The organism is Paenibacillus sonchi (assembly GCF_016772475.1).
GTDB lineage: Bacteria > Bacillota > Bacilli > Paenibacillales > Paenibacillaceae > Paenibacillus_AQ > Paenibacillus_AQ sonchi.
The window spans coordinates 2,007,575-2,032,828 of sequence record NZ_CP068595.1 but is presented as its reverse complement, the minus strand read 5'-3'; the positions used below and the strand labels follow the sequence as shown (position 1 = coordinate 2,032,828).

Annotated in this window: 17 protein-coding genes, 8 tRNA genes, 1 rRNA gene and 3 pseudogenes; 4 read left to right on the top strand and 25 right to left on the bottom strand. The window is 52.3% G+C overall.

Annotated features, from left to right (window positions below; genetic code table 11):
• Positions 1 to 4: 4 nt before the first annotated feature.
• The 9 genes and pseudogenes from hisJ to JI735_RS09420 all read right to left on the bottom strand — a co-directional run bounded on the left by hisJ (position 5) and on the right by JI735_RS09420 (position 9,175).
• Positions 5 to 832, bottom strand: coding sequence for a histidinol-phosphatase HisJ (hisJ, locus tag JI735_RS09460; protein WP_039833567.1), 828 nt, complete (start codon positions 830 to 832; stop codon positions 5 to 7).
• 15 nt (positions 833 to 847) lie between these two features.
• Positions 848 to 1,579, bottom strand: a complete 732-nt coding sequence (gene hisIE / locus JI735_RS09455) for a bifunctional phosphoribosyl-AMP cyclohydrolase/phosphoribosyl-ATP diphosphatase HisIE (RefSeq protein ID WP_039833566.1) — start codon at positions 1,577 to 1,579, stop codon at positions 848 to 850.
• Positions 1,576 to 2,334 (bottom strand): imidazole glycerol phosphate synthase subunit HisF, encoded by a 759-nt coding sequence (gene hisF, locus JI735_RS09450; RefSeq protein WP_039833565.1) that lies wholly within the window; start codon positions 2,332 to 2,334, stop codon positions 1,576 to 1,578. Before hisF ends, hisIE begins: the two co-directional genes overlap by 4 nt.
• A gap of 1,539 nt (positions 2,335 to 3,873) precedes the next feature.
• Positions 3,874 to 4,611 (bottom strand): 1-(5-phosphoribosyl)-5-[(5-phosphoribosylamino)methylideneamino]imidazole-4-carboxamide isomerase, encoded by a 738-nt coding sequence (hisA, locus tag JI735_RS09445; protein WP_039833564.1) that lies wholly within the window; start codon positions 4,609 to 4,611, stop codon positions 3,874 to 3,876.
• Between the two features lie 40 nt (positions 4,612 to 4,651).
• Entirely contained in the window at positions 4,652 to 5,275 is a 624-nt protein-coding gene (gene hisH, locus JI735_RS09440) for an imidazole glycerol phosphate synthase subunit HisH (protein WP_039833563.1), read from the bottom strand.
• 1 nt (position 5,276) lies between these two features.
• A complete protein-coding gene (hisB, locus tag JI735_RS09435) occupies positions 5,277 to 5,888 on the bottom strand; it encodes an imidazoleglycerol-phosphate dehydratase HisB (protein WP_039833562.1) in 612 nt (203 codons plus the stop codon).
• Positions 5,878 to 7,185, bottom strand: a complete 1,308-nt coding sequence (hisD, locus tag JI735_RS09430; protein ID WP_039833561.1) for a histidinol dehydrogenase — start codon at positions 7,183 to 7,185, stop codon at positions 5,878 to 5,880. The genes hisB and hisD overlap by 11 nt, the downstream gene beginning before the upstream one ends.
• Positions 7,186 to 7,207: 22 nt before the next feature.
• Positions 7,208 to 7,864: an ATP phosphoribosyltransferase gene (gene hisG, locus JI735_RS09425; RefSeq protein ID WP_020425612.1), complete on the bottom strand. Its 657-nt coding sequence runs from the start codon at positions 7,862 to 7,864 to the stop codon at positions 7,208 to 7,210.
• 94 nt (positions 7,865 to 7,958) lie between these two features.
• A pseudogene (locus JI735_RS09420) lies at positions 7,959 to 9,175 on the bottom strand (ATP phosphoribosyltransferase regulatory subunit).
• A gap of 320 nt (positions 9,176 to 9,495) precedes the next feature.
• Here JI735_RS09420 and gnd point away from each other — a divergent pair.
• The 4 genes and pseudogenes from gnd (at position 9,496) to gntK (ending at position 13,490) form a co-directional block, all read left to right on the top strand.
• Positions 9,496 to 10,397, top strand: a pseudogene (gene gnd, locus JI735_RS09415) (phosphogluconate dehydrogenase (NAD(+)-dependent, decarboxylating)).
• Between the two features lie 136 nt (positions 10,398 to 10,533).
• On the top strand, positions 10,534 to 11,205 hold the full coding sequence (locus JI735_RS09410; protein WP_039833559.1) for a GntR family transcriptional regulator: 672 nt from the start codon (positions 10,534 to 10,536) through the stop codon (positions 11,203 to 11,205).
• Positions 11,206 to 11,449: 244 nt separating this feature from the next.
• Positions 11,450 to 11,830 (top strand): annotated as a pseudogene (locus JI735_RS09405) (GntT/GntP/DsdX family permease); the annotation flags it as partial.
• A gap of 130 nt (positions 11,831 to 11,960) precedes the next feature.
• Complete coding sequence (gntK, locus tag JI735_RS09400) at positions 11,961 to 13,490, top strand: gluconokinase (RefSeq protein ID WP_039833576.1); 1,530 nt, start codon at positions 11,961 to 11,963, stop codon at positions 13,488 to 13,490.
• Positions 13,491 to 13,690: 200 nt separating this feature from the next.
• On the opposite strand, the gene JI735_RS09395 is transcribed toward gntK, so the two are convergent.
• The 16 genes from JI735_RS09395 to JI735_RS09320 form a co-directional block, all read right to left on the bottom strand.
• Positions 13,691 to 14,842: an acyltransferase gene (locus tag JI735_RS09395; RefSeq protein ID WP_039833048.1), complete on the bottom strand. Its 1,152-nt coding sequence runs from the start codon at positions 14,840 to 14,842 to the stop codon at positions 13,691 to 13,693.
• Positions 14,843 to 15,066: 224 nt separating this feature from the next.
• Positions 15,067 to 15,591 (bottom strand): acyltransferase, encoded by a 525-nt coding sequence (locus JI735_RS09390; protein ID WP_039833049.1) that lies wholly within the window; start codon positions 15,589 to 15,591, stop codon positions 15,067 to 15,069.
• Complete coding sequence (gene ppaX / locus JI735_RS09385; protein ID WP_039833050.1) at positions 15,588 to 16,241, bottom strand: pyrophosphatase PpaX; 654 nt, start codon at positions 16,239 to 16,241, stop codon at positions 15,588 to 15,590. The genes JI735_RS09390 and ppaX overlap by 4 nt, the downstream gene beginning before the upstream one ends.
• A gap of 7 nt (positions 16,242 to 16,248) precedes the next feature.
• Positions 16,249 to 17,280: a prolipoprotein diacylglyceryl transferase gene (gene lgt, locus JI735_RS09380; protein WP_039833051.1), complete on the bottom strand. Its 1,032-nt coding sequence runs from the start codon at positions 17,278 to 17,280 to the stop codon at positions 16,249 to 16,251.
• Positions 17,281 to 17,292: 12 nt separating this feature from the next.
• Positions 17,293 to 18,231 (bottom strand): HPr(Ser) kinase/phosphatase, encoded by a 939-nt coding sequence (gene hprK, locus JI735_RS09375; protein WP_020425530.1) that lies wholly within the window; start codon positions 18,229 to 18,231, stop codon positions 17,293 to 17,295.
• 332 nt (positions 18,232 to 18,563) lie between these two features.
• Entirely contained in the window at positions 18,564 to 19,685 is a 1,122-nt protein-coding gene (locus JI735_RS09370) for an ABC transporter ATP-binding protein (RefSeq protein WP_039833052.1), read from the bottom strand.
• Between the two features lie 109 nt (positions 19,686 to 19,794).
• Positions 19,795 to 20,889 carry a PucR family transcriptional regulator gene (locus JI735_RS09365; protein ID WP_039833053.1) on the bottom strand — a complete coding sequence of 365 codons (1,095 nt, stop codon included), beginning with the start codon at positions 20,887 to 20,889 and terminating at the stop codon, positions 19,795 to 19,797.
• A 514-nt stretch (positions 20,890 to 21,403) separates the two neighbouring features.
• A tRNA-Lys gene (locus JI735_RS09360) sits at positions 21,404 to 21,476 on the bottom strand.
• A gap of 7 nt (positions 21,477 to 21,483) precedes the next feature.
• Positions 21,484 to 21,569 (bottom strand) — tRNA-Tyr (locus JI735_RS09355).
• A 6-nt stretch (positions 21,570 to 21,575) separates the two neighbouring features.
• Positions 21,576 to 21,651: transfer RNA gene (locus tag JI735_RS09350), tRNA-Phe, on the bottom strand.
• A 57-nt stretch (positions 21,652 to 21,708) separates the two neighbouring features.
• A tRNA-Asp gene (locus tag JI735_RS09345) sits at positions 21,709 to 21,786 on the bottom strand.
• A gap of 15 nt (positions 21,787 to 21,801) precedes the next feature.
• Positions 21,802 to 21,877: transfer RNA gene (locus tag JI735_RS09340), tRNA-Thr, on the bottom strand.
• A 31-nt stretch (positions 21,878 to 21,908) separates the two neighbouring features.
• A tRNA-Val gene (locus JI735_RS09335) sits at positions 21,909 to 21,984 on the bottom strand.
• A gap of 9 nt (positions 21,985 to 21,993) precedes the next feature.
• Positions 21,994 to 22,070 (bottom strand) — tRNA-Met (locus JI735_RS09330).
• 27 nt (positions 22,071 to 22,097) lie between these two features.
• Positions 22,098 to 22,189 (bottom strand) — tRNA-Ser (locus tag JI735_RS09325).
• A gap of 80 nt (positions 22,190 to 22,269) precedes the next feature.
• Positions 22,270 to 25,196: ribosomal RNA gene (locus tag JI735_RS09320) — 23S ribosomal RNA — on the bottom strand.
• Between the last annotated feature and the right edge of the window lie 58 nt (positions 25,197 to 25,254).

The following is a 25,254-nucleotide window of genomic DNA, read 5'->3' as shown; positions in this document are numbered from 1 at the left end:
AAATTTATAGTTCAAACGGGACCAATGTGCGGACACGCCCCTCAAACACGGCCAGCCTGCGGAAGCCTGTGCGCCACAGCAGGCTGCGCGCTTCCTGCAAGCCGTCTCCCAGCTTCAAGGGATCATGGGCGTCAGAGCCAAGGGTGAGCGGGATGCCCAGCTCCAGCGCCTGCTGGAGCACATGCTCCGCGGGGAACATCTCCGCGCAGGGCTTGGTAAGCCCTGAAGCGTTGAGTTCCATCGCTATGCCGCTGCCGGCTATTGCCTTCAGCGTTTCCAGCTCCAGCGCCCGCACTTCGGCCTTGCCCTCCTGGGTCTGTGGACCGTAGCCAAACCGTTTGATAACATCCATATGTCCTATAATATCATATAATCCCGATAACGCCGACTTCTGCACCGCATCATAATACCGGCGGTAGACCTCCATCACATCCCGGCCTTCCCAGCCTCCAGTCTGGCGAAAGTCCGTGATATCCCATTCTCCGAGAAAATGCACCGACCCGATCAGATAGTCCCACGGATACGGTGACAAAAGCTCGCGGATTTGCTCCTCATACCCTTCGATATAATCGGCTTCCAGCCCGACTCGCAGCTCAATTCTCCCGCGATAGCGCTCTTTCAGATTCAAACATTCTTCAACGTAACGGGGAAGCTCAGACAGCGGCATAGCCATCTCAGGATAGTAGCTCTCGGGGTCCACATGGATAAGCGGCAGGTGGTCCGACAGTCCGAGCTGCTCCAGTCCCAGTTCAATCCCCCGCTGAACATATTCTTCTAATGTCCCTACCGCATGACCGCATCGTTCATGGTGGGTATGATAATCAATACGCATGCTGAAGGCTCCTTTCTAATCGCGGCGGGGCCGTTCATGGCGGAGGCTCAGCTCATCCATAATCTCATCCAGCGGAAGCTTGCGCTCCTGGAGCAGCACCAGCAGATGATAGATCAGGTCGCTGACTTCGAGGCGCAGCTCGGCATTATCTTTATTTTTGGCAGCGATGATCGTTTCGGAAGCTTCTTCGCCTACTTTTTTGAGAATCTTGTCAACGCCCTTGTCGAACAGGTATGTGGTATATGCCCCTTCGGGCCGCTCTGCCTCCCGCTCGGCAATCACCTGTTCCAGTTCCCCCAGCACCGCAAACCGTGCACTGTCGTTCAGCCCTGGCCGGGCAGAAACTGCTCCCTGGCTTCCCTTAGCCCTTTTCGCCGCTTCAGGATTGCTCAGCGGAAGCTCGCGGAAGAAACAGGAGGTTTCTCCTGTATGACATGCCGGTCCTTCCGGTACCACCTTCACCAGCAGCGTATCGCTGTCGCAGTCATAATGAATCGAAGTAATGGCCTGGGTATTGCCCGAGGTCCCTCCCTTATGCCACAGCTCGCCGCGCGAACGGCTCCAGAACCAGGTCTGTCCGCTCTCCAGCGAGAGCTGCAGCGATTCTTTGTTCATATAGGCAAACATTAAGACTTCCAGGCTGTCCGCATCCTGCACTACGGCAGGCAGCAGTCCGGACTCATTCCAGCGTATGCCCTCCAGCACCTCTTGCCGGCTTAAGGCTTTGTTTTGTTCGGCTTCGCTCATCGGATCTCTACCCCTTTTTGCTTCAGATCTGCTTTCAAATCAGGAATGGCAATCTCTTTATAGTGAAAAATCGTCGCCGCCAGTCCCGCATCGGCTTTGCCTTCGGTAAATACATCATAAAAATGCTCCATCTTTCCCGCTCCCCCGGAGGCAATTACAGGAATGGTGAGCAGGTCGCTGACCGCTGCGGTCAGCTTCAGATCGAAGCCGTCCTTGGTGCCGTCCGCATCCATGCTGGTCAGCAGAATTTCGCCCGCTCCCAGCTTCTCGGCCTCCTTGGCCCAGGCCAGCGCACGGATTCCGGTAGGCTTGCGTCCGCCGTGCGTGTATACTTCCCATTCGCCCCATGCCTCATTATATTTGGCATCCATCGCCACTACAATGCACTGGGCACCGAAACGGCGCGCTCCTTCAAGAATGAGCTGCGGATTGTTGACCGCTGCGGTATTGATGCCGATTTTGTCCGCACCGGCACGCAGGATGCGCTTCATATCCTCCGGCGTGGAGATCCCTCCGCCTACCGTGAACGGAATGGCGATTTCACCGGCGGTCTGCCGCACAACTTCCACCATCGTGGCCCGGCCTTCGACAGAAGCGGAAATATCGAGAAACACAAGCTCATCTGCGCCCTCCCGGTCATACAGTGCCGCCAGCTCCACCGGATCCCCGGCATCGCGCAGATTCACAAAATTCACGCCTTTGACTACCCGCCCGTCCTTCACATCCAGACAGGGAATGATGCGTTTGGCTAACATGAAATAACCCCTTTCCATAGTTTTCGAGTGAAAACCTTTTTTGATCCAACCCTGTCGATCCCTTGAGAGATTCGATCGCCAAAGAGATTTCGATTCTCTGAGAGATTCGATCCCCCTAAGAGTTTTCGATCCCCCTAAGAGTTTTCGATCCCCCTGAAGAGTTTTCGATCCCCCTAAGAGATTTCGATCCCCCTAAATCCCCCTTAGCCAAGGGGGACCCCAAGGGCCCCGGCCCTCTGGACACCCGGACGGCTGGCGTGGGCGGGGGTTGTGCGTTCCCGGGCGACTGTGAGCTATAGAGCGCTAACCCCTGCGGGGCCGCTTCAACGGCAGAGCACCTGCAAGGGTAAAACAACTGCTAAAGGCATTACAACTGCAAAGGCATTACAACTGCAAAGGCATTACAACTGCAAAGGCATTACAACTGCAAAGGCATTACAACTGCAAAGGCATTACAACTGCAAAGGCATTACACCTTTAAGGGCAAAACACCTTTAAAATGGGTTGAACTGGAGATTTTGAAAGTTTGGGGAACGCAATACAGTTCATCAGGAACTAAAGCTAAGTGGAAAAAGTAAAACTAATTTGCTGAAATTCCGGCTACAGCAGGTTTTAGTTGGATTTTGTACACCTAATTCATGCATATTTATCCTATACAGCCGCTTTTAGCCGAATTAGTGGTACTTTTTCCAACATAGCCTTCTCCATAAGCCATATGATCTCGATTAGTGATACTTTTTCCAACATAGGTTACTCCATAAGCCGAATAAGCCCGATTGTGACCCCTTTTCCCACTAGGGTGACTGCTCTGTTCATAATCAAAAAAACAAGTACCAGCTCAAAAACACTCGTTCAAACCGAAAAACAAACCTTCGTGTTCCACGTTTTGGCCCCTAGCGGGTCGGCGGCTCGCACCGCCTGCGAAATGATAAAAGTAAGGGTACGCCTAACTGCATCTGTGTGAGCATTAAACTAACTTTAACTCCGGCTTGAGCGTCAACCTCAACACGATTGCACTTTGTACAACAAATGACACATAAATCAACCAAAAAATCCAAACTACTGCACTCTGTACAGCAGAATCGAGCCAAAACGGCAATTTAGACCAGATTCTCCGAAATCAATTGCACGAAATACAGCAGGAGGCGATCAAACGCATAACAGTTAGCTTTCTATTGCAGAAAGTGCAATCATTTCATAAGCGACTATAGCTAACCAACATGACCTTGAGGGCCTAACTGCATAACGTACAATTATTTACTCGGCTTTTAGGCAGTCCATTAGTTTAAATGTATTTCGTACAACTAAATTTCGGCAATCTCCCGCACATGGTCTATCCACCTATTTATAGCTGTACGAAATGCAATTAAAGTTCCTTTCAGACCCTTTCAACTGAAATTAAATGTACGAAATACAGTTAAGCTTCCCACGATATCCAGAAGGTAAGAGAACACAAGTAGCTCCTGAATATATCCGGAAAATTCATGCGGGTAGCGGGTAGGTGAACATCGCGGCGCTCTGCAGCCCTATAACCTCTGCCTACTTGCTGTCCAGCGCCTGAAGCGCTTCGGCCAGATCAATATTGCCGGTGTACAACGCTTTGCCGACAATTGCGCCGCCGATACCGCTGCCGCTATGTACGCTCAGACGCAGCAGGTCGTCGAGACTCGTTACACCGCCCGAAGCGATAACGGTTTTGCCGCTGGTGGCAGCCATGGACAGGATACCCTCAATGTTGGGTCCCTGCATCATACCGTCGCGTGAGATGTCGGTGTAGATGAAAGTTTCGGCCCCTTTGGCGGCCAGCTCCTTGGCCAAATCCTCCGCCCGCACCTCGGAGGTGTTCAGCCAGCCATGAGTGGCTACATAACCACCCCGGGCATCAATGCCGATCGCAACCTTGTCACCGTATTTGGCAAGCACAGCCTCTGTGAACGCATGATCGTTAATAGCCGCAGTACCGATAATGACCCGGCTGACGCCGAGGCCCAGCAGCTTCTCCACATCCGCAAGCGTACGGAGCCCTCCGCCAACCTGCACAGGGACGCCTGCGTTTTTGGCAATCGTCCCGATGATGGCATCATTCACCGGATGTCCGGCTTTGGCCCCGTCCAAATCGACGAGATGAATAAATTTCCCGCCCTGCTCTTCCCACGATTTGGCCACGCTCACCGGGCTGTCATTGTATATGGTTTCCTGATTGTAGTCACCTTGCTGTAGTCTGACGCATTTCCCGTCCCGGATATCAATTGCCGGATATACGATAAAAGAAGACATGTGGCGCTCCCACTTTCGTTACAATATAGTTATAGCGGGCTTACGCCCGCGGACCCTTCAGTTTCAAGAAATTGCCCAGCAGCTTCATCCCCAGCTCTCCGCTTTTCTCCGGATGAAACTGCATGCCGTACACATTCTCCCGGCCTACAATAGCTGTAACCGGATGCCCGTAATCTGTGACAGCAAGCAGATCGCTCTGCTGTGCCATAATGGCATGGAAGGAATGGACAAAATATACATGCCCTGCTTCAAGCCCCGTGAACAGCGGACTCTGCGGCTGCAGAAAGTCCAGCCTGTTCCAGCCCATATGCGGCACTTTGTAGCCCTCACGGGGAGCAAAACGCACCACCGAGCCAGGCAGAAGATTTAAGCCTTCATGAGTGCCGTATTCTTCGCTGCTGCTGAACAGCAGCTGCATGCCGAGGCATATCCCCAGCAAAGGCTGTCCTGAGGCCGCGGCTTCTTGGACCACAGCATCCAGCCCGCTCTCCCGCAGATGCTCCATCGCATCGCCAAACGCACCAACTCCCGGCAGAATGACGCTATCGGCAGCCAGAATCTTCCCGGCCTTCCCCGTCACAAGACTTTTATACCCGAGTCGTTCCACCGCCTTGCTGACACTATGCAGATTGCCCATGCCGTAATCGACGATTGCAACGGTCATCCTACAGCACTCCCTTCGTGGAAGGCACACCCTTCACGCGCGGGTCAATCAGTGTGGCTTCATCCAGCGCCCGTCCCAGCGCCTTGAATACCGCTTCGATCATATGATGAGTATTGGAGCCGTAGTGTACGATTACGTGCAGCGTAATCCGTGCTTCCAGCGCGAATTTCCACAGAAATTCATGCACCAGCTCTGTTGAAAAGCTGCCCACCTGTTGTGAAGGATACGTTGCCCGGTACTCAAAATGCGGCCGGTTGCTGATGTCGATGACCACCTGGGCCAGCGCCTCATCCATAGGGATGAAGACATTGGCGTATCGTTTGATGCCTTTTTTGTCACCCAGCGCTTCACGGAACGCCTGGCCCAGACAGATGCCAATGTCTTCTACGGTGTGGTGGTCATCAATGTCGATGTCGCCCCGCGCCTGCACAGACAGATCGAACTGGCCGTGCTTCGTGAATAAATTCAGCATATGATTCAGAAACGGTACATCCGTCTCCAGCTCCGAGACCCCGCTGCCATCCACGGCCAGGGACAGCTTAATATCCGTTTCATTAGTTTTGCGGCTGAGTCCAGCCTTGCGCACAGCTCCAGCCTCGTTGTTACTTTCCATTCCCGTCTCCACCCTTCGCTTCGTTCTGTAGTCGGATCTCTATTGCCCGTGCATGGCCTTCCAGCCCTTCGCGGCGGGCCAGTTCTATAATCGTCGCCCCGTCCTGCAGCAGTGCTTCTTTGCTGTAATAGATCAGGCTGGATTTCTTAATGAAGTCATCCACATCCACCGGCGACGAGAACCGCGCTGTACCGTTGGTCGGAATAATATGGTTCGGACCGGCAAAATAATCCCCCACCGGCTCCGAGCTGTACGGTCCCAGGAATACAGCCCCGGCATTCTCGATGCTGCCGAGCAGGCCCATCGGGTCCTCCGTGACAATCTCCAGATGCTCCGGCGCCAGCCGGTTCACTACGGAGATTCCCTCTGCCAGCGACTCCACGACGATGATCGCGCCGTAGTTGTCTACGGAGGCGCGGGCGATGGCCTCGCGCGGAAGCTCCTGCAGCTGCCGTTCCACTTCGGCAGCGACTGCCTCCGCCAGGCGCTGCGATGGCGTGACCAGGATGGCCGAGGCCATCTCGTCGTGCTCGGCCTGCGAGAGCAGGTCGGCCGCGACGTAGGCGGCCTCGGCGGTATCGTCGGCGAGCACGACGATCTCGCTCGGTCCGGCGATGCTGTCAATGTCGACAGCGCCGTAGACCTCGCGTTTGGCCAGGGCCACGTAGATGTTCCCTGGCCCGCAGATCTTATCGACCGGCGCGATGGACGCCGTGCCGAACGCCAGTGCGGCGATCGCCTGCGCGCCGCCCACGCGGTAGATCTCGTTCACGCCGGCTTCGGCGGCGGCCACGAGAATGTAAGGATCGATGCCCTCCGTGCCGCCCGTCGACGGCGGAGTGACCATCACGATCTCCGGAACACCGGCGATCTGGGCCGGAATGACGTTCATCAGCACCGAGGACGGATAGGCCGCCTTGCCGCCGGGAACATAGACGCCCACGCGTTTCAGCGGGCGGATGATCTGGCCGAGGATCGTGCCGTCCGGCTGCAGATCCATCCAGGAATTGCGTTTCTGCCGGGCATGAAACGCCCGGATATTGGCTGCGGCGGCGCGGATCGCCGTCACGAAGGATTCCTCCACCCGGCCATACGCCGCCTGAAGCTCCTCCTCCGTCACACGCAGCCCGGCAGCCGTGAGCGCCGCACCGTCAAAACGTTCCGTATACCGGAGCAGTGCGGCATCGCCTTCCTGTTTGATATCGGCCACGATTTCCTTCACAGCCTTATTCTGCTCCGGCGTTCCGTATTCCACTTCACGCTGAAGCTTAAATTCCTTACTCGATTGAACCTTCACCGCTGCTTCCCCCTTTTGCTCCTTAGCGCTCTACTCCGCCTGTTGCCAGTCCCGGTCCGGTGATAACCGCCTGCAGGCGGTCGCACAGCTGCTGAATCTCTTCATTCTTCATCCGGTAGCTTACACGGTTGGCCACAAGCCGGCTCGTAATCTCGAAGATGCTCTTCATCTCCACCAGTCCGTTATCCTTCAGCGTCTGTCCGGTCTCCACCATATCGACGATGCGGTCGGCAAGGCCGATCAGCGGCGCAAGCTCAATGGAGCCGTTCAGCTTCACAACCTCCACCTGCTGCCCCTGTTCGCGGAAATAACGCGAGGCCACATTCGGGTATTTTGTCGCCACCCGCTGCTGAATGCCCGGCTGCCAGTTCGGCAGGCCGATAATCGACATCCGGCAGCGCGCAATTCCCAAATCCAGCAGCTCGTAGACGTCGCGGTTCTCCTCCAGCAGCACATCCTTGCCCACAATGCCGATATCTGCTACTCCATATTCCACATAAGTCGGCACATCCACCGGCTTGGCCAGGATGAACTCCATTCCCGCTTCCGGCAAGGATATCACCAGCTTGCGCGACTCTTCGCCATCCGGCGGAATCGGCAGTCCCGCTTGGCGGAACAGCTCCGCCGCTTTATTGTAAATCCGCCCTTTCGGCATGGCCACCTTCAATATCTGCGACATGATCATAGACCTCCATTTCCATATCCTTGCCTGCTTATAGGCCGAATCTGATTGCTGCTCGGCACTTCATTCTGTAATCTTGTTCACCCTCTTCTTAGCCATGCTCGCTGACAAAAGACACAAACGTATAAATCTCCCCGTACTTGTCGCCCTCCGCTTCAACCGTATCCGTGTCCAGACGCTTCACCGTTTTGAGATCGCCGGGCTCTGCCGCCAGCCGCGTCACTACCACATGCCCTTCAGCCCGCAGCCGCGCCGCCTCCGCCAGGCCTTCTTTGCGCCTTGGAGCGTCATACTGGATCAGAATCGGCAGCTCTTCCTCTTCCGGCACACCGGATACACCGTCCAGAATACGGTTCGTCTTCAAGGAGAAGCCCGTCGAAGGAACCGGGCGTCCGAACTGCTGCAGCAGATTGTCATAACGTCCGCCGCTGCATACCGGAAATCCCAGCTCCGAGGCGTAGCCCTCGAAGGTCATGCCTGTATAATAGGAGAAGTCGCCAATCATCGTCAGGTCAATCAGCACATGCTGTGAAACCCCGTATGACACCAGCACTTCCCACACCTTGCATAGATGCTCAATGGAGGCCCGGGCCAGCGGATGACTGCTGAGCTCAAGCGCCTGGCCGCAGATTTCCTTGCCTCCCCGCAGCCGCAGCAGCCCGTCCAGCTCATTCTTCTGCGCCTCGGACAGCTCCAGACGCCGCAGCGTCTCGCGGAACGCCACATAATCGCGGTTCAGCAGATGGCTCTTAAGCTCTTCCTGTGCGTCAGGAAGACCGGCAACCGCCTCTTGGAACAGCCCGTCAAGGAAGCCGACATGCCCCATGGCGATTTTGAAAGACTTCACACCGGCTGCCTGCAGCGAGGAAATTGCCAGCGCCACAACCTCGGCATCCGCCTCCGGTGAATCGTCTCCGACCAGCTCAACCCCGGTCTGAAAAATTCCGCCTCCCGCCCCGCTTCCTCCTCAATCGCCCGGAACACGTTGGCGTGATAAGATAAGCGGAGCGGCAGCGGCTCATCTTTTAACAGAGAAGAAACCACTCGCGCCACCGGCGCTGTCATCTCGGAGCGCAGCACCAGGGCCTGCCCGCGGTTGTTAAGCAATTTATAGAGCTTCTGGTCCGATGTGGAGCTGGCCACGCCGACCGTATCGTAGTATTCCAAAGTGGGCGTAATCATCTGCCGGTACCCCCAGCGGCTCATGCAGTGCAGCACATCCTTCTCAATCTTGCGCAGCTTGGCCACTGCACGCGGGAGATAGTCACGCACGCCGGCCGGCTTCTCAAATCCCTTGGGTTTGGACATCTTCATTGGTCACCTCATCAGATATCTTCAATAATGTAGACGAACACTTTATTATGGTAAAGTGGTAGCAAAGTAAAGCAGTGGCAATATCGTATCACGGACCATCCTTTACGTCAATTAACCTTTGCTATATAGAATAGCATTAATTGCTTACATATAGAGTGAAGTTAAGATTTTTATATATTGTGCCTTCATTCACCTGAATATGAACCGCTTACATAATTACTCTTTACAAAGTATAACCGCAGTAGTAAGATACAAACTAACTTGTATACAAGTACACAAGTTAATCACTATATTTTGTTAAGGAGTGAACGGCATTGAAATTGGGTATGATCGGACTGGGCAAGATGGGTTACAACCTGGCACTGAACCTGCTGAACCATGGGCATGATCTTGTGGTAAGCGATATCAATCCGCAAAGGGGACTGCAATTGGCTGAGCACGGGGCGCTTCCCGCTTCATCCCTGGAGGATATGGTCACGAAGCTGGAGCATCCCAGAATTCTATGGGTCATGGTTCCGGCCGGAGAGATCGTAACAGGAGTTATTGACACCCTTGCCGGGCTGCTTGAAGCAGGCGATATCATCATCGACGGCGGGAATTCCCATTATAAAGAATCCATCGTGCGCGCAGGGAAGCTGCGTGATCGGGGCATTTATTTATTCGACGCCGGCACATCCGGGGGAACGGAAGGCGCAGAGCATGGTGCTTGTTTCATGGTTGGCGGTGATGCTCAAGTATTCACAGTAATTGAGCCCTTATTCCGCGATCTGGCAGTGGAGCGGGGTTATCTCTACTCGGGGAAAGCGGCAGCGGCCATTTTCTGAAAATGATCCACAACGGCATTGAGTACGGGATGATGCAGTCGATTGCCGAGGGCTTTGAGCTGCTGGAGAAAAGCAGTTTTGACTATAACTATGAGAATGTCGCACAATTGTGGTCAAACGGCTCTGTAATCCGCGGCTGGCTGATGGAGCTTGCGCAGAATGCTTTTGCCAAAGATCCGAAGCTCTCCGGAATCCGCGGGGTGATGCACAGCTCCGGAGAAGGAAAATGGACGGTCCAAACCGCTCTTGATCTTGAAACCAGCACACCGGTTATTGCCCTGTCGCTTCTGATGCGGTACCGTTCCCTGGAGGACGATACATTCCATGGCAAAGTAGTCGCCGCCCTCCGCAATGAATTCGGCGGCCACGCCGTTGTGCAGGGGGAACAATAACCTCATAACTGCAAAATGAGCTCCGTGCAGGACAAAATGCATGTTAAACTGATGGAACCGTGAAGACATTGTATGCTAAAATTAAGGGAATGCCAGGACTTAGCTTACAACTAATCACATAGAGGAGTCGTTTTTCATGCATTATCCTGCCACTTGGCTGCAAGGAGCCTCCCTTGGAGAATCGATTGCCTGTGAACTCAGGCTGCAAATTATTAATGAACACATCAAACCGGGCGAGGTGCTTTCCGAGAACCGGATTGCTGCCGATTTTGGCACCAGCCGTTCTCCTGTCCGGGAAGCGCTTAAATCCTTGTCTGGCGAGGGATTGATCCGTCTGGAAAGAATGGGGGCCGTAGTGGTGGGCCTGAATATCAAGGACGTCAAAGAGTTGTATGATGTACGGTACCTCATCGAGAGTTTCGCCCAGCAAAGACTGGCTGTTAATATACAGGATGCCTTAATCCAGCAGCTTGAACAATCCATCGACAAGATGAAGCTGGCCGTCAAACACAATGATTATGTGGAATTTGCGCTCCAGGACTTTTCTTTTCACGAAGCTATTGTCACAGAAGCCAATCATACCCGGATTCTTCACTTGTGGAACAGTATCCGCTACATCGTGATGACTGTCATTCTGATTACTACAGAAAAAGGCTTCACCCTCGGGGAAGCACGCATGAATTGGGTGGCAGATAAACACCGGACGGTTGTAGAGGCCCTTCGTTCAGGAGATCCTGAGACTATTCACAAGGTGGTTCAGGAGTATTTCGCCGACTCTGGAGAAACGCTGATTCGCAGCCTTCCCTGAATACTCTTCTTTCAGCAAAGGCCCGCCTTTGTTTCAATTATGTTGTCGACAAGTATACAAATGGATCATTTTATTGAAAGCGCTCAATCTGGTTATCCTACAACTTAAGCTATTGGCTACACGTGAAACCACCATAGGAGGACACGTTCACTATGGATAGTTTATTTGGACTTAGTCATAATGCGACAATGCTTATCTGGACATTGCTTTTCATTGTTTTTCTGGTTATGCTTATCGCCAGATTTTTGAAGTTGGCTTAATTCTGCTGATCCCCGTCGTCTTTATGGTGGCACGCAAAACAAAAATGCCGCTCCTGCAAATCGGAATCCCGATTCTGGCCGGCTTGTCCACCATTCTGTATTCTATTATTGTAGGTCTGCCCACGGCGATTATTGCCGGACCGTTATTCGGTAAATTCATAGGCAAACGGATATGCGTGGAGCCTCCCAGAGAGCTGGCTGAGCAATTTGCCGCCAAAAGCGTCCGGAAACTCCCCGGCTTCTGGATGATCAAAGAATTTTTCGGCATGTCTGTCGTACAGACCTTAAAATCATGGACGGTGATGGAAACCATTCTGTCCGTAGTGGGTTTAACCTTCATCATGATTCTCAGCATCTTTGTCTAAAGCACTGCCAATACCTTATACTTTTTACATCTCTAGCATATCAGGATAGCGGAACGGGGCGGCTGCAGGTACCCGGCCCGCTTTCCTTATTTTCATCAGAAAGAAGGTCTGAGAATTGGGCACATCCTATATGATCGGCGTCGATATTGGAACTACAAGCACAAAGGCTGTTCTCTTTGAGGAAAATGGCAGAATCACCGCTCAAGCGAATCAGGGCTACCCGCTGCACACCCCTTCACCTTCGGTAGCAGAGCAGGACCCGGAGCAAATCCTAAGCGCTGTATTTCATACTATTTCAACGGTAATGAAGGACAGTGCCGTACATCCGGATTCCGTTCTTTTTCTGTCATTCAGCTCCGCCATGCACAGTGTGATTGCTGTAGACCGTACAGGCAATCCTCTGACGCCCTGCATTACCTGGGCAGATAACCGCAGCGCCGCCTGTGCCGCCCGCCTGCGGGACGAACTGGGCGGCCATGAGCTGTATCTGCGTACAGGTACGCCCATCCACCCCATGTCTCCCCTCACGAAGCTGATGTGGCTGGGCGAGGAACAGCCGGAGCTGTTCCGCCAGACAGACAAATTCATTTCCATCAAAGAATATATCTTCGCCAAGCTTTTCGGTGAATACGTCATAGACTATTCCATTGCCTCTTCCACAGGCATGTTCAATTTGCAGCAGCTCGACTGGGATGCTGAAGCTCTGCATATTGCCGGCATTACTGCAGAGCGTCTCTCCAAACCTGTTCCCACCACCCGGATCATGCAGGGGCTGCTGCCGGGGATGGCTGAGCAGCTCGGACTGCTGCCGTCTACACCTTTTATTGTAGGAGCCACCGACGGTGTACTCTCCAATCTTGGTGTCGGCGCCATTAAGCCGGGGGTCGTCGCTGCCACAATCGGCACCAGCGGAGCCATCCGCACGGTCGTGGACCGTCCGCTTACCGATCCCAAGGGACGGATCTTCTGTTATGCCCTGACCGAGAAGCACTGGGTCATCGGCGGCCCGGTGAACAATGGCGGCCTGCTCTTCCGCTGGGTCCGGGATGAGTTCGCCGCCTCCGAGGTTGAGACAGCGAAGCGCCTTGGCATTGACCCCTATGAGGTGCTGACGCGGATTGCCGAGCAGGTGCCGCCGGGCAGCAATGGCCTGCTCTTTCATCCCTACCTGACCGGAGAACGCGCACCGCTGTGGAATCCCGATGCCCGGGGCTCCTTTTTCGGGCTGACGATGAATCACCACAAGGAGCATATGATCCGCTCCGTGCTGGAGGGAGTCATCTTCAATATGTACACCGTACTGCTGGCCATGGAGGAGCAGATCGGGCGGCCTGCCAAAATTCATGCCACCGGCGGCTTTGCCCGCTCCTCACTGTGGCGGCAGATGATGGCCGATATTTTCGACCAGGAGGTTGTCATTCCGGAGAGCTTCGAAAGCTCTTGTCTGGGCGCGGTCGTGCTTGGCCTTTACGCGACCGGACGCACAGACTCCTTTGACATTGTATTCAGCATGATCGGCTCTACCCATCAGCATCAGCCGGTGAAGGAGCACGCCCGTGTCTACAAGCAGCTGCTGCCCATCTATATCTCCCTATTCCGCAGCCTGGAGAGCCAGTATCAGGCCATCGCCGAATTTCAGCGGGAGCAGGCCGGGGAATAAGAATCCGGCTGCTTCCGTCCTTATACAAAACGCCGACCAAACCGCAAAATTGCGGGCAAGTCGGCGCTTTTTTAAAATATAAGAATTTCTATGCTTCACGCTACAAATTATCCTTCTATTTCTCGCTGAAACGGGTACCGTCCTAATAAGGACGGCGTAGCCGTTTCTACTTGTTCATATGATTTCATCTTGTACTTAAGCTATAGGGCTACTTTCTTCAGCGGCTTCTGCGGTCCGGAGCCAAAGGCCACCCAGGCCGGCTTCACATACCGGAAGACCACGGCTACAACGAGCCAGGAGCCTAGCAATGCTACGAGCCATCCACCGGCAATGGCTGCCGTATACGCAAGTGAACCCCCGTGAAACGGAAGCTTTCTGTATAAGAACAGCAGTGCCGGATGAAGCAGATAGATCCCAAAAGAACAGGCACCGATAGAGATCAGCATACGGCTCAGCACACGCCGGCCTGTGCCATACAGCAGGAATGACAGCTGCAGCAGCACAATGCAGGAGAGCAGCGCATGAAGATTGGAGAAGCCCTCATACCACAGGCTGTTAATCACCGTTTTCTTCGTGTAGCTGTTGAACCATAGTTCCACATGTATAATCCCGGCAGCAGCCCATAGTACCCACAGCGCAATCCACCCGGGTCCTTTACCCGAAAGCCAACCCTCACGCGAAAGAATCAGCCATCGTTTCAAGGTTCCATAATAAACTGCAATGGCCGCCCCGAGCAGAAAGTAAGAGAAGTAGGTAATAGACAGACTCCCTTTGGACAGGTGCCAGTATCCATGATTCGTCATATATTTGTTCAGCAGCACGAATCCCCATTGCAGCAGCAGCCCGATCAGCGGGGCCCAGGCTGCAAGCCGCCGGACCTTTTGCAGACACCATAACATAAGCGGGAACAGCACATAGAACTGGATAATGATAATAATATAGTACAGATGCGTATACGCTGTCCCGGTAAGCAGATATTTGCCAAGCTTGTGGGCCATCTCATCCAGAGGCAGGTTCCAGGTATGGCCTGCGGTCATTTTCAGGATAAAGTACATGAGCGAAAACACAACATAAGGCACAATAATATAAATCAGTCTTCGGCTATAGAACTTTCCCAGTGTTTTTCCCGTTAACGGCCGGTCGATATAATTGTAGAACAGCACGAATCCGCTCAAAAAGACGAACGACGGCACAGCAAACTGGCTGAACTTGTTAATAAACAGAAACGGATGGAACATCGAGGTGTCCAGTGTCTCCGCGAGTGTGCGTGAAGTGGCATGTATAGCAATCACCGCAAAAATCGCAATTGCCCGAAATATATCCAGCTGTGGAATTCTTTCCTTTTGTCCCATTCCATTTCCTCCTGTATAACTGCGCACCTAAGGTGCCTTTTTCAAAAATAATCAAACCTGCATTACGCCCCATATGCAGAATACGCGCCTACCCTTTAAGTATAACAGCTTCACTCGCGTTGCTGAACACTGAAAGGTTGCTTAATCTTTGACTATTTTTGTTGCCAAAACAAAGCCCCGCAGCTCCTGCGTGAGTGCACGCAACCATACTGCAGGGCAGTCTTTCACATAACATCATTATCTTCGGTGGCATCCCTATCATTCCTGGCCGACGGACGCAGCTCCCTAAGCGGGTTGCCCCCGACAAAGGAACCTGCCGCCACATCCTTGTGCACTACTGATCCGGCCGCTATAACTGCTCCATCTCCGATGATTACGCCAGGAAGAATCGTCGTATTGGCACCAATCAGTACATTTTCGCCGATAATGACTTCACCCAGCCGGTATTCCTTGATCAGGTATTCATGGGCCAAAATTGTGGTATTATAGCCGATCACAGAGTTTTCGCCCACCGTAATCTTTTCCGGGAAAAATACATCTACCATCGCCATCAGCCCAAACGCAGTGTGCTTGCCCACCTTCATGCCCAGGACGTTACGGTATATCCAGTTCTTAACCGGCAGAATCGGACAATAACGGGCAATCTGTATAAAGATAAAATTACGCACACCTTTCCACGGGCTGACCGTGCGGTAGATGTACCAAAGGGAGTTGTGCCCTTCCACGGGATAGCGGGTTACTCTTCTCACGGTTCCATCGTCCCCTGGTCCACGATACCGAAGATGTCCTTCATATCATGGATGATATAATCGGGCTCATATTTGCGCAGTACGTCTTCACCTTTTAGCGACCAGGCTACCGCAGCTACACGGACCCCAGCCGCTTTGGCGGACTGGATATCGACAGGGCTGTCTCCAACCATCAGTGTTCTCCGCGGGTCAACGCCGAGGTTGCTGACAGCCTTCAGAACCGGCTCTGCGTGAGGCTTTGGCTGAACTACATCGTTAACTGTCACGATGGTCTCCATGTACTTCAGCAGATCGAACATCTCCAGCGCCTTGATTGTGGTTGGACGAATCTTGGTCGTCACAATCCCCAGCTTGATGCCGCGGCCCGCAAGCTCCTCCATTGTCTCATTCACATGGGGAAAAGAGCCAATCAGCTCATCGTGGTGAGCATAATTATAGGAACGGTAAGACAGCTCCAGCGCGCTGGTATCTTCCAGGCCGGAAAAAGCACTCAACTGCTGATGCAGCGTAGTCCCCATATAGGGAATAATCTGCTCCCGGGTCAGCGGGGGCAGATTATTCTCCTTCAGTGTGTGCATGAACGAGCTGATAATCAGCTCGTTGGTATTTACAATCGTTCCGTCCAGATCAAACAGTATACATTCTATCATTAATCAGCTACTCCTTCGGTAATTCATCCGGCGTTTTCTCCGGCTCCGGTTGTCTAACCTGTGGAGCACTCTGCGGCGTATGAGCGGCACTTTCTGGAACTACAGCATCCGCTGCGGCAGCCTTGGTGCTGACAATAGGATCGGAGTAATGGTCCTTAGGCTGGCCTGTTACCCGCCGGACAATGATTAGTATTATAGCCGCTAAGATAGTCAGCAGCGCTAAAAGCTGCGAGCTGCGGATATTTCCATAAGCCGGATCAAGATATCCCTGTTCGAAACCAAGCCACTTCATTGGCGACCATAATCCGTTCAGGAAGGAGGCCAGTCCGCTGTTCCCCATGAAAGCCAGGCTGTCTGTACGCAGTGCTTCGATAAAGAAGCGTCCGATGGAATACCAAATGAAATAAGACAGGAAAATCTCGCCTGCACGCACAAACTTTTGCCGGCGCAGCACCATCAGCAGTAAAATGCCCAGCAGGCTCCAGAGTGATTCATACAGGAAAGTCGGATGATGGAAGGCGTCTCCTATGTACATCTGGTTCACTATAAAGTCAGGAAGATGCAGCTTGTCGCGCAGGAAGGATTCCTCCACAACGCCACCATAGGCTTCCTGGTTCACGAAATTCCCCCAGCGTCCGATCATCTGGCCCGCAAGCAGTCCGGGTGCGCAAATATCTGCAATGCGCCAGAACGCATACCCTTTGTAACGGAAATAAATAATACCGCAAATTATAGCTCCGATCAGAGCGCCATAGATTGCGATCCCGCCGTTCCAGATCTTGAAGACATCAATAAGGTTGTCCTTGTAATCCTCCCATTTGAACGCCACAAAATAAATCCGTGCACCAATGATCGCAGACGGCACACCGAGCAGCAGCATATCCATGAAAAATTCCTGCGGAATGTTGAAACGCTTGCCTTCCTGGATCGCCAAAAATAACCCGGCCAATGCGCCGACACCCAGTATCAAACCATACCAGTGAACCGGCAGTGAACCGATGGAGAAGACAATCGGATCAATCGCTAACGAAAAAAACATGCTCTCACACTCCTAGTCCAAATCATCCATGTCTTCAGATATGGTGGCAGTAAGCTTGTTGGTGAACTGCAACGCCGCATTGAAGCCCATCTGCTTCAAACGATAGTTCATTGCCGCCACTTCGATAATAACTGCAAGGTTACGTCCTGGGCGTACGGGAATCGTAACAAGCGGCACATCTGTATCAATAATCCGTGTCGTTTCCTCATCCAGTCCGAGCCGGTCATATTGCTTGTCCTGCTGCCAGGCTTCCAGTCTGACTACCAGCGTAATGCGTTTATGATTCCGGATCGCTCCTGCGCCAAACAATGTCATTACATTGATTATACCGACACCGCGAATTTCCAGCAGGTGGCGGATAAGCTCCGGAGCCGTCCCATGCAGCTGGTTATCCGAGGTTTGGCGGATTTCTACCGCGTCATCGGCAATCAGGCGGTGCCCCCGTTTTACAAGCTCAAGCGCTGTCTCACTTTTACCGATGCCGCTGCTGCCAGTAATCAGCATACCCACACCGTATACATCACAGAGAACGCCATGAATCGTGGCTGTAGGCGCCAGCCGGCCTTCCAAAAAGCTGGTTAGTCTGCTGGAAAATATCGTAGTTGCCATAGAGCTGCGCAGCACCGGCAATCCTTTTTCGTTGCTTATATCAATAAGCTCCTGCGGTACATCAAGTGCTCTTGTAATCACGATACAAGGCGTATTATCATTACAGATCCCGCGAATCCGGCTTTTACGTTCTTCGTCCGGCAGCATGGAGAAAAAAGCCAGCTCGGTCTTGCCCAGCAGTTGAACACGTTCTTCAGGGTAATATTCAAAATAACCAGCCATTTCCAGACCGGGACGATTCAAATCATCCACTGTAATCGGTCTCTTCAAGCCCTCATGTCCGGAAACAACCTCTAACTGAAAATTCTGCACCAATTCAGATACTTTTACCTTCTTAGCCATGTGTGTCCGTCCTTTCGTCACCAGCGGCGGTAACCGCTCGCCCGCATTTGGTTAATAACAGTTCCTATCCCAGCCGCAGGTAATTCTCCTGCTATCTTAATGGATAACGCCTATGAATGCAATCATAATAGCCTTGTTCCTTCTGTCGGACTCAGCAAAAAAGCAGGGCTCTCAAGAACCGTGGTATGCAAAAAATAAACAGCCCCACATTGTGGGGCCATGGCTTTCCGTCCAAAATCATGCGCTGTATAGAAAGCCCCCAAAATATAACTGCTTCTGTTTATTAAAAAAGCCGCCTTCTCAGGCGGCTTTCTTCAAACGGTTACGCTATCTTATCCGAGCAGAACGTTAAGTTCGGATTCCTTGTCGAAGATGTGGATTTTGTTCATGTCGATCGCCAATTTTGGCTTGCTGCCTTCACGGGTAGTGGAACGTCCATCTACACGGGCGATTACAGTGCCGGCACCAACGCCGCTCAAGTACAAGAGCATTTCATGACCCAGGTTTTCAGTAACATCTACCATCGAAGTGAAGATCGTGTTCGGAGAAGCTTCCAGGAATACTGGTTCTTCGTGAATATCTTCCGGACGAACACCCATGATTACTTCTTTGCCGATGTAGCCTTTGTTACGCAGCAGCGTGGCTTTGCCGCCTGGTACTTCAACATCAAGGTTCTCTGCGCGGAAGCGTACGGCGCCGCCAACGTCGGACAGTGTACCATTGATAAAGTTCATTGTAGGGGAACCGATAAATCCGGCTACGAACAGGTTTGTAGGCTCATTGTACAATTCTTCAGGAGAAGCAGCTTGTTGAATGATACCATCATACATAACTACGATACGGTCACCCATTGTCATAGCTTCTGTCTGGTCATGTGTTACATAGATACAAGTGGTTTCAAGACGTTTAACCAGCTTAGTGATTTCAGCACGCATCTGACCACGAAGTTTAGCATCCAAGTTGGAGAGAGGTTCATCCATCAGGAAGACTTGCGGATCACGTACGATCGCGCGGCCCAGGGCAACACGTTGGCGTTGACCACCGGACAATGCTTTTGGTTTGCGGTCAAGCAAATGTTCGATATCGAGGATTTTCGCAGCTTCGCGGACTTTTTTGTCGATTTCTTCTTTTTTCACTTTACGCAGTTTCAAACCGAATGCCATGTTCTGATATACACTCATGTGCGGATACAAGGCGTAGGATTGGAATACCATCGCGATATCGCGGTCTTTAGGAGCTACGTCATTGACTACACGGTCGCCAATGTACATCTTACCTTCGGAGATTTCTTCCAGACCGGCAATCATACGCAGGGTTGTGGATTTACCGCAACCGGATGGTCCGACCAATACCAGAAATTCCTTATCTTTAATATCAAGATTGATATCGATTACTGTCGCTTTATCGGAACCCGGGTATTTTTTGAAAATATGCTCTAAACGAACGCCTGCCATTGTATTTCCCCCTCGAGTCAATTATTGGATTAAAAAATAAATCGCTTTCTTGTATATTTATCTTACTTCAGACATGCCGCGCTGGCTATTTGTAACGTTCACAAAAAACCTATTTTCTTTTCGTCACTTTATACAATAACATGGCTAACTTCACAATAGCCGCATCTCCAAAGCTCCGGACATCCGCTCCGGTCTCCTGTTTGATCTTGTCCAGCCTGTACAGCAGCGTATTCCGGTGGATATAGAGCTTTTTGGCTGTTTCACTGACATTGCAGTCCATCTCAAAAAAAGTCTCCAAAGTAAGCAGCATTTCCTTGTCCGCGAGCACAGGGGAATAGTCCCCGATCTGACCAAGCAGTTGCCTGCGGCGCTCATCGGGAATACTGTTAACCAGCCGCTCCATATGAAGCTCCCATGGCAGATGAATGTAGTCCCCAACCTGAAAAATCCGGCCCAGTATAATCGTTTCGCGCAGCAGGGCTACCGCTCCGGTTAACCCTTTCACAGGAATAATGGCAGGTGCTACCGCCAGATGGAAAACCCCAACCCACTCGCTGGCAATCAGCTCATGCAGTCCCATACAGGTCTGCGCCAGCAGGTCATCAGCACTCTCTTCCTCGTCTTCCTTATCATCCCCGCCGGTGAGCAGTTCCTTACGGGCTAAAATTAACCATTCCTTCTCCTGCAGGGGGATAAGCAGAATTTCATTCTCGAAATAACTGCGCAGCAGCTTCATCAGAGAACGGTAGGTGACCTGCGGGTTATGAACATTTTCGCTGACCAGCAGGAAAGGGATCATCTCTCCCACCAGCCGTCCCTTCAAAGTCATCTCGTCAGGGATTTCCGCCTCATTCTTTTCCTGCTCCAATTGGGCATTCAACCACCCGCTGAGCTGGCGGGCCTCAATTTCCCCTTCTTCCTTCAGGCCCGTTGCCTTAAGGGCGATTGCGAAATTTCTTGCCGCATAGTTAACCAGCTGCACCTCCATTGGAGTCAGCCCATCCAGCTCCAGCCAAATTGCTGTTACCCGTTCATCGTTCTCATACAAAGGCACCCATAAACGTCCCTCATGCACCACAGGCTGGTCCTGATCTTCCGCACCCATACCAAAAAGGGAAGCCGAATGCTGCCTCCCAAGCTGTTTGATTCCGGTTCTCTTTCCGGTGAGCTGCTCCAATTTTTGACGCAAAACCTCACTATCCATCGTCACCATACTCCACCACTTTTGCTCTTTTCGCTTATTTTATCACATTTTTCAACAAGATGCGCCTTAGACACTATCAGGGTTAGCGCAGCCTGACTGGCAAACTTCAACCGGCATGAACATGGCTTCTAATGGTTCATAAAGAACAAATTACTCTGGCAGGTGAATAACATTACGGGACTTACAGCTGCAGGGATTCCCACCGCTCCAAAATCACAGGGGCACTGAAGACGGATCGTTGTACTATAGGCAGGCTTAGCATCTTTTGGGCTTGCTTAGAACTCCTATTCCAGGCTCCATCGAACGATATAACGACTGAGTCCGTAACTGCTGAAAAAGTAAGATTTTTGGCAAAATAGGGTCTCCTCAGTCCGCTTCAGTCCGCGGATGGAGCCCCATCCTCCTGCATCGCTTATATCCTCTGAGGCTTCCAGGATCTCCGCATTGTTTGACATTGAATAATTTCTATAAAACAAAAAAGCCATCACCGAATGGTGATGACTTTCGATTGGAATGAGCCATGAAGGACTCGAACCTTCGACACCCTGATTAAAAGTCAGGTGCTCTACCAACTGAGCTAATGGCTCATAAAAATGGTGGAGGCTGATGGATTCGAACCACCGAACACGTACGTGAGCAGATTTACAGTCTGATGCGTTTGGCCACTTCGCTAAGCCTCCGTAATATGGTGGCGCGGGAGGGAATCGAACCCCCGACACAAGGATTTTCAGTCCTTTGCTCTACCGACTGAGCTACCGAGCCATAAAAGAAAATCTAACCAACCCCATTATGGATTCTCATCCCTGAAGCAAATAAAAATGGCGGAACCGACGGGATTCGAACCCGCGATCTCCTGCGTGACAGGCAGGCATGTTAGGCCAACTACACCACGGTTCCGCATTTGTAATAAAATGGTGCCGGCGAGAGGACTTGAACCCCCAACCTACTGATTACAAGTCAGTTGCTCTACCAGTTGAGCTACACCGGCACGGTGTAAAGGTAAGCTTAAAACATAAAGATGGTGGAGGCTGAGGGGTTCGAACCCCCGACCCTCTGCTTGTAAGGCAGATGCTCTCCCAGCTGAGCTAAGCCTCCAGGTATGTATGGTAGCGGCAGAGGGGATCGAACCCCCGACCTCACGGGTATGAACCGTACGCTCTAGCCAGCTGAGCTACGCCGCCACAATAACATAATTAATGGATTTAAGATGGCGGAGAGAGAGGGATTCGAACCCTCGCACCGCTTACGCAGTCTAACCCCTTAGCAGAGGGTCCCCTTATAGCCACTTGGGTATCTCTCCAATTGATATAGCCATGTAAATCCATACAGGAATTTGATTCCTGAAAACTGAATCCGAAACGAAAATTGCATTTTAGTTTATTGGATAAGCCCTCGACCGATTAGTATTGGTCAGCTCCACACGTTACCGTGCTTCCACCTCCAACCTATCTACCTCGTCGTCTTCAAGGGGTCTTACATACTGGGAAATCTCATCTTGAGGGGGGCTTCACGCTTAGATGCTTTCAGCGCTTATCCCGTCCGTACGTAGCTACCCAGCCATGCTCCTGGCGGAACAACTGGTGCACCAGCGGTACGTCCATCCCGGTCCTCTCGTACTAAGGACAGCTCCTCTCAAATTTCCTACGCCCACGACAGATAGGGACCGAACTGTCTCACGACGTTCTGAACCCAGCTCGCGTACCGCTTTAATGGGCGAACAGCCCAACCCTTGGGACCTACTTCAGCCCCAGGATGCGATGAGCCGACATCGAGGTGCCAAACCTCCCCGTCGATGTGGACTCTTGGGGGAGATAAGCCTGTTATCCCCAGGGTAGCTTTTATCCGTTGAGCGATGGCCCTTCCATGCGGTACCACCGGATCACTAAGTCCGACTTTCGTCCCTGCTCGACTTGTAGGTCTCGCAGTCAAGCTCCCTTCTGCCTTTGCACTCTTCGAATGATTTCCAACCATTCTGAGGGAACCTTTGAACGCCTCCGTTACTCTTTAGGAGGCGACCGCCCCAGTCAAACTGCCCGCCTGACACGGTCCCCGTACCCGCTCAGGGTACCAGGTTAGAACCTAGATACGATCAGGGTGGTATCCCAACGGCGCCTCCACCGAAGCTTGCGCTCCGGCTTCTACGGCTCCCACCTATCCTGTACAGATCGTACCCAAATTCAATATCAAGCTGCAGTAAAGCTCCATGGGGTCTTTCCGTCTTGTCGCGGGTAACCTGCATCTTCACAGGTATTAAAATTTCACCGGATCTCTCGTTGAGACAGCGCCCAAGTCGTTACGCCATTCGTGCGGGTCAGAATTTACCTGACAAGGAATTTCGCTACCTTAGGACCGTTATAGTTACGGCCGCCGTTTACTGGGGCTTCGGTTCACAGCTTCGGGTTTAACCCCTAACCGCTCCCCTTAACCTTCCAGCACCGGGCAGGCGTCAGCCCGTATACTTCGCCTTGCGGCTTCGCACAGACCTGTGTTTTTGCTAAACAGTCGCTTGGGCCTTTTCACTGCGGCCCCCTCGGGCTATTCACCCTACCGAGGCACCCCTTCTCCCGAAGTTACGGGGTCATTTTGCCGAGTTCCTTAACGAGAGTTCTTCCGCGCGCCTTAGAATTCTCTTCTCGCCTACCTGTGTCGGTTTGCGGTACGGGCACCTTCTCCTGGCTAGAGGCTTTTCTTGGCAGTGTGAGATCATGACCTTCGCTACTGTAATTTTCGCTCCCCATCACAGCCCAGCCTTATGGTGTGCGGATTTGCCTACACACCAGCCTCACTGCTTGGACGGACATCCATCAGTCCGCGTCACTACCCTCCTGCGTCACCCCATCGCTCATAACGGATTACGGTGGTACAGTAATTTCAAACTGTTGTCCTTCGACTACGCCTGTCGGCCTCGCCTTAGGTCCCGACTTACCCTGAGCGGACGAGCCTTCCTCAGGAAACCTTGGGCTTTCGGCGGATCAGATTCTCACTGATCTTTTCGTTACTCATACCGGCATTCTCACTTGTGTACGCTCCAGCGCTCCTTACGGTACACCTTCAATGTATACACAACGCTCCCCTACCCCTGATGCAAAGCATCAAGCCATAGCTTCGGTGGTGTGTTTAGCCCCGTTACATTTTCGGCGCAGAGTCACTCGACCAGTGAGCTATTACGCACTCTTTCAATGGTGGCTGCTTCTAAGCCAACATCCTGGTTGTCTGTGCAACTCCACATCCTTTCCCACTTAACACACACTTGGGGACCTTAGCTGATGGTCTGGGCTGTTTCCCTTTTGACAATGGATCTTAGCACTCACTGTCTGACTCCCGGCAAGAAGTCCATGGCATTCGGAGTTTGACTGAGCTTGGTAACCCTTGCGGGCCCCGCACCCAATCAGTGCTCTACCTCCACGACTCCATTCACCGAGGCTAGCCCTAAAGCTATTTCGGGGAGAACCAGCTATCTCCGAGTTCGATTGGAATTTCTCCGCTACCCCCACCTCATCCCCGCACTTTTCAACGTACGTGGGTTCGGGCCTCCAGTGCGTGTTACCGCACCTTCACCCTGGACAGGGGTAGATCACACGGTTTCGGGTCTACGTCCACATACTTAATCGCCCTATTCAGACTCGCTTTCGCTGCGGCTCCGGCTTCTCACCTTAACCTTGCATGTTAAACGTAACTCGCCGGTTCATTCTACAAAAGGCACGCCATCATCCATATAGAGGACTCTGACTTTTTGTAAGCACACGGTTTCAGGTTCTATTTCACTCCCCTTCCGGGGTGCTTTTCACCTTTCCCTCACGGTACTGTTTCACTATCGGTCGCCAGGTAGTATTTAGCCTTAGCAGATGGTCCTGCCGGATTCATACGGGGTTTCACGTGCCCCGCACTACTCGGGATCCGTCTCGGAGGGAACAGGGTTTAGGGTACAGGGCTTTTACCTCTATCGCGGGCCTTTCCAGACCTCTTCGCCTACCCGGTTCCTTTGTAACTCCATGTGAGACGTCCCACAACCCCAAGGAGCAAGCTCCTTGGTTTAGGCTGTTCCGCGTTCGCTCGCCGCTACTGACGGAATCACTATTGTTTTCTCTTCCTCAGGGTACTTAGATGTTTCAGTTCCCCTGGTCTGCCTCTTCACACCCTATGAATTCAGGTATGAGTGACTGCGAATTACCACAGCCGGGTTTCCCCATTCGGACACCCCGGATCAAAGCTTGCTTACAGCTCCCCGAGGCAGTTTCGTTGTTCGCCACGTCCTTCGTCGGCTCCTGGCGCCTAGGCATCCTCCGTGTGCTCTTATTAGCTTAACCACGATTTTCTCCGTAGGAGAAATATCGAACATTGAATGAATTCAAAGCTCTTTACTTC